Genomic DNA, 5383 nt, shown 5'->3' with positions numbered 1-5383 from the left:
GGCCCGGCCGCCGTCGACGGCACCGACGTCAAGAAGGCCCAGGCCGTCTACGACACCCAGAGCGGTGCCGGGTGGAAGGTCCAGATGGACTTCACCTCCGGCGGCGACAAGAAGTTCGGTGACATCACCGCCAAGCTGGCGCAGAACCCCCAGCCGCAGAACCAGTTCGGCATCGTCCTGGACGGCGAGGTCGTCTCCAGCCCGTACGTCAACCAGGCCATCACCGGCGGCAACGCCGAGATCTCCGGCAGCTTCACCCAGCAGGAGGCCCAGGGCCTCGCCAACATGCTGTCGTACGGCGCCCTCCCGCTGACCTTCAAGGAGGACAGCGTCACCACCGTGACCGCGGCGCTCGGCGGCGAGCAGCTGGAGGCCGGTCTGATCGCCGGCGCCATCGGCCTCGCCCTGGTCGTGCTCTACCTGGTGGTCTACTACCGCGGTCTGTCGCTCATCGCGATCGCCTCGCTGCTGGTCTCCGCCGCCCTCACCTACGTGATCATGTCGCTGCTCGGCCCGGCCATCGGTTTCGCGCTGAACCTGCCGGCCGTCTGCGGCGCCATCGTCGCCATCGGCATCACGGCGGACTCGTTCATCGTCTACTTCGAACGGGTCCGGGACGAGATCCGCGAGGGCCGCACGCTGCGCCCCGCCGTCGAGCGCGCCTGGCCCCGCGCCCGGCGCACCATCCTGGTCTCCGACTTCGTGTCCTTCCTCGCCGCGGCGGTGCTCTTCATCGTCACCGTCGGCAAGGTCCAGGGATTCGCCTTCACGCTGGGCCTGACCACCGTCCTCGACGTCGTGGTCGTGTTCTTCTTCACCAAGCCGCTGCTGACGCTGCTCGCCCGCCGCAGGTTCTTCGCGGACGGCCACCGCTGGTCCGGCCTCGACCCCAAGCGTCTGGGCGCCCGTCCGCCGCTGCGCCGCACCCGCCGTCCCGCCGCCGGCCCCGTCGAAACGAAGGAGGCCTGAGATGTCGAAGCTCGGCAACCTCGGCGCCCGACTGCACCGTGGCGAGGTCGGCTACGACTTCGTCAAGAACCGCAAGATCTGGTACGGCATCTCGATACTGATCACCATCACGGCCATCGTCGGCCTGGCGGTGCGCGGCCTGAACATGGGCATCGAGTTCCAGGGCGGCGCCGTCTTCACCACCGGCAAGACCTCCGTCTCCGTCTCCCAGGCCGAGGAGTACGCGGAAGAGGCCTCCGGCCACGACGCCATCGTCCAGAAGCTCGGCAACGGCGACGACGGCAGTCTCCGCATCCAGGTCGCCGGTATCGACACCGAGCGGGCCGACCAGATCAAGGACACGCTCGCCGAGGACATGAAGGTCGACCCCGAGTCGATCAACGCCGAGCTGGTCGGCCCCAGCTGGGGTGACCAGATCGCCAACAAGGCCTGGCAAGGCCTCGGCATCTTCCTGATCCTCGTGGTGATCTACCTGGCGATCGCCTTCGAGTGGCGCATGGCGGTCGCGGCGTTCATCGCCCTGATCCACGACATCACCATCACCGTCGGCATCTACGCCCTCGTCGGCTTCGAGGTGACGCCGGGCACGGTGATCGGTCTGCTGACCATCCTCGGTTACTCCCTCTACGACACGGTCGTCGTCTTCGACAGCCTCAAGGAGCAGACGAGGGACATCTCCAAGCAGACCCGCTGGACCTACAGCGACATCGCGAACCGGTCGATCAACAGCACCCTGGTCCGCTCGGTCAACACCACGGTCGTCGCGCTGCTGCCGGTGGCGGGTCTGCTGTTCATCGGTGGCGGCGTCCTCGGCGCCGGCATGCTGAACGACATCTCGCTGTCGCTGTTCGTCGGCCTCGCGGCCGGCGCGTACTCCTCGATCTTCATCGCCACGCCGCTCGTCGCCGACCTCAAGGAGCGCGAGCCGCAGATGAAGGCCCTGCGCAAGCGCGTCCTCGCCAAGCGGGCGCAGGGCGGCGACCAGGACGAGCCGCAGACCGGCCGGAGCGCCGACGAGGGGTACGCCGACGAGGCCACGCCCGCGGTCGTCGGTCCCCGCGACCAGTCCGCGGCCCGCACCCGCGGCCGTGGCGGCCCCTCCGGGAAGCGCCGATGACCGACATCGAGGAGCTGCTGCTCAGCCGCATCCGTGATGTCGCGGACTACCCGGAGCCCGGGGTGATGTTCAAGGACATCACCCCGCTCCTCGCGGACCCGGCGGCGTTCACCGCGCTCACCGACGCGCTGGCCGAGATCGTCGAGCGGACCGGCGCAACCAAGATCGTCGGTCTGGAGGCCCGCGGATTCATCCTCGGCGCCCCGGTCGCCGTCCGCGCGGGCGTCGGGTTCATCCCGGTCCGCAAGGCCGGCAAGCTCCCCGGAGCCACCCTGCGCCAGTCCTACGACCTGGAGTACGGGTCGGCGCAGATCGAGGTGCACGCCGAGGATCTGAGCGCGCAGGACCGCGTCCTGGTCATCGACGACGTGCTGGCCACCGGCGGCACCGCCGAGGCCTCCCTCCAGCTGATCCGCCGCGCGGGCGCCCAGGTCGCGGGCGTCGCCGTCCTGATGGAGCTGGCGTTCCTCGACGGCCGCAGCCGCCTGGCACCGGCCCTGGACGGAGCCCCCCTGGAGGCGCTGCTCGTCGTCTGAGCACGCCGCGGGACCGCTCGGACGACCGCATGACACCGCTGAGGCGGGCCCGGAGGAATCCGGTGCCCGCCTCATGTGTTTGCCTGGAAGGCCGCCTTCACATTGGCCTGAAGGCGATCCCGGAGCCCAGGATCGCTACCATGGGGTTTCCGGAGCCTGACCGGGGGACCCGGATCGCGCACGAGGAGCCCTCTTGCCAGACGAGGCCCAGCACCTGACCGCCGCCAAGCCCGAGCGAGCCTCGGAGCCCGCGGCCGAGCCCGCGCCCAAGAAGAACGACCCGCGCGGGGCGGCCCAGCACGGCCAGTCCGCGCCCGTCGCCAAGTCCGCCGAGCAGGCGCGTCCCAAGCCGTCCCCCGCTCCGGACCCCGCCCGGGCGGGAGGATCCCCGCCCGCCGAGCGCCCCGCGCCGGTCCGCCCGGCCACGTCGCCGCAGCCCGCGCGCTCCGGCTCCTCCAACCGCGTGCGCGCCCGCCTCGCCCGGCTCGGTGTACAGCGCGCGAACCCTTACAACCCCGTGCTGGAGCCGCTGCTGCGGATAGTCCGGAGCAACGACCCCAAGATCGAGACGTCGACGCTCCGCCAGATCGAGCGCGCCTACCAGGTCGCCGAGCGCTGGCACCGCGGCCAGAAGCGCAAGAGCGGCGACCCTTACATCACGCATCCCCTCGCCGTCACCACCATCCTTGCCGAGCTGGGTATGGATCCGGCCACCTTGATGGCGGGCCTGCTGCACGACACCGTCGAGGACACCGAGTACGGCCTCGAGGACCTGCGCCGCGACTTCGGCGACGTGGTCGCCCTGCTCGTCGACGGCGTCACCAAGCTGGACAAGGTCAAGTTCGGCGAGGCCGCCCAGGCCGAGACCGTGCGCAAGATGGTCGTCGCCATGGCCAAGGACCCGCGCGTCCTGGTCATCAAGCTCGCCGACCGCCTGCACAACATGCGCACCATGCGCTATCTCAAGCGCGAGAAGCAGGAGAAGAAGGCGCGCGAGACCCTGGAGATCTACGCGCCGCTCGCCCACCGCCTGGGCATGAACACCATCAAGTGGGAGCTGGAGGACCTCGCCTTCGCGATCCTCTACCCCAAGATGTACGACGAGATCGTCCGCCTGGTCGCCGAGCGCGCCCCCAAGCGGGACGAGTACCTGGCCATAGTGACCGACGAGGTCCAGCAGGACCTGCGCGCCGCCCGGATCAAGGCGACGGTCACCGGCCGCCCGAAGCACTACTACAGCGTCTACCAGAAGATGATCGTCCGCGGCCGTGACTTCGCGGAGATCTACGACCTGGTGGGCATCCGCGTCCTCGTGGACACCGTCCGCGACTGCTACGCGGCCCTCGGCACGGTGCACGCGCGATGGAACCCGGTCCCCGGCCGGTTCAAGGACTACATCGCGATGCCGAAGTTCAACATGTACCAGTCGCTGCACACGACGGTCATAGGCCCCAACGGCAAGCCCGTCGAGCTGCAGATCCGCACCTTCGACATGCACCGCCGCGCCGAGTACGGCATCGCCGCGCACTGGAAGTACAAGCAGGACGCCGTCGCCGGTGCCTCCAAGGTCCGCACCGACGTCCCCAAGGCGTCCGGCAAGGACAAGGACGCCATCAACGACATGGCGTGGCTGCGGCAGCTCCTCGACTGGCAGAAGGAGACCGAGGATCCCAGCGAGTTCCTGGAGTCCCTGCGCTTCGACCTCTCCCGCAACGAGGTCTTCGTCTTCACCCCCAAGGGCGACGTCATAGCGCTGCCCGCCGGGGCCACCCCGGTCGACTTCGCGTACGCCGTCCACACGGAGGTCGGCCACCGCACCATAGGGGCGCGGGTCAACGGCCGGCTCGTCCCGCTGGAGTCCACCCTGGACAACGGCGACCTGGTGGAGGTCTTCACCTCCAAGGCGGCCGGAGCGGGCCCGTCCCGCGACTGGCTCGGCTTCGTGAAGTCGCCGCGCGCCCGCAACAAGATCCGGGCCTGGTTCTCCAAGGAGCGCCGCGACGAGGCGATCGAGCAGGGCAAGGACGCCATCGTCCGCGCCATGCGCAAGCAGAACCTGCCGATCCAGCGCATCCTCACCGGCGACTCCCTGGTCACCCTGGCGCACGAGATGCGCTACCCGGACATCTCCGCGCTGTACGCGGCGATCGGCGAGGGGCACGTCTCCGCGCAGAACGTGGTGCAGAAGCTCGTCCAGGCCTTCGGTGGCGAGGAGGCGGCCACCGAGGAGATCGACGAGAGCGTGCCGCCGGCGCGGGGCCGCAGCCGCAAACGCCGGACCAGCACCGACCCGGGCGTGGTCGTCAAGGGCGTCGAGGACGTGTGGGTCAAGCTGGCCCGCTGCTGTACGCCGGTCCCGGGCGACCCGATCATCGGCTTCGTCACGCGCGGCAGCGGCGTTTCGGTTCACCGCAGCGACTGTGTGAACGTGGACTCGCTCTCGCGGGAGCCGGAACGGATCCTCGACGTCGAGTGGGCGCCCACCCAGTCCTCGGTCTTCCTGGTCGCCATCCAGGTCGAGGCGCTGGACCGCTCCCGGCTGCTGTCGGACGTCACCCGCGTCCTGTCCGACCAGCACGTCAACATCCTCTCCGCGGCCGTGCAGACCTCCCGCGACCGTGTCGCCACCTCGCGTTTCACGTTCGAGATGGGCGACCCGAAGCACCTCGGCCACGTCCTGAAGGCCGTCCGGGGCGTCGAGGGCGTGTACGACGTGTACCGGGTGACGTCGGCGCGCAACCGGTCCTAGGCCGTGTCCGCA

General features: G+C 69.8%; 4 protein-coding genes. All 4 read left to right on the top strand.

The annotated features are described in order from the left end of the window. The coding region (gene secD / locus CCN42_RS17050) for a protein translocase subunit SecD (RefSeq protein WP_086736699.1) at positions 1 to 969 on the top strand (969 nt) is incomplete at its 5' end. A gap of 1 nt (position 970) precedes the next feature. Then, the gene (gene secF / locus CCN42_RS17045) at positions 971 to 2086 is read left to right on the top strand and encodes a protein translocase subunit SecF (RefSeq protein ID WP_086736697.1); all 1116 of its coding nucleotides are present in this window, start codon (positions 971 to 973) and stop codon (positions 2084 to 2086) included. After that, complete coding sequence (locus tag CCN42_RS17040) at positions 2083 to 2622, top strand: adenine phosphoribosyltransferase (protein WP_086169530.1); 540 nt, start codon at positions 2083 to 2085, stop codon at positions 2620 to 2622. The genes secF and CCN42_RS17040 overlap by 4 nt, the downstream gene beginning before the upstream one ends. 193 nt (positions 2623 to 2815) lie before the next feature. Continuing rightward, positions 2816 to 5371, top strand: a complete 2556-nt coding sequence (locus CCN42_RS17030; protein ID WP_086736695.1) for a RelA/SpoT family protein — start codon at positions 2816 to 2818, stop codon at positions 5369 to 5371. Positions 5372 to 5383: the final 12 nt, after the last annotated feature.

This window comes from Streptomyces glaucescens, from assembly GCF_002154375.1.
Classification (GTDB): domain Bacteria; phylum Actinomycetota; class Actinomycetes; order Streptomycetales; family Streptomycetaceae; genus Streptomyces; species Streptomyces glaucescens.
Note: the sequence above shows the minus strand (reverse complement) of the source record. Positions and strands in the feature narration are given on the sequence as shown.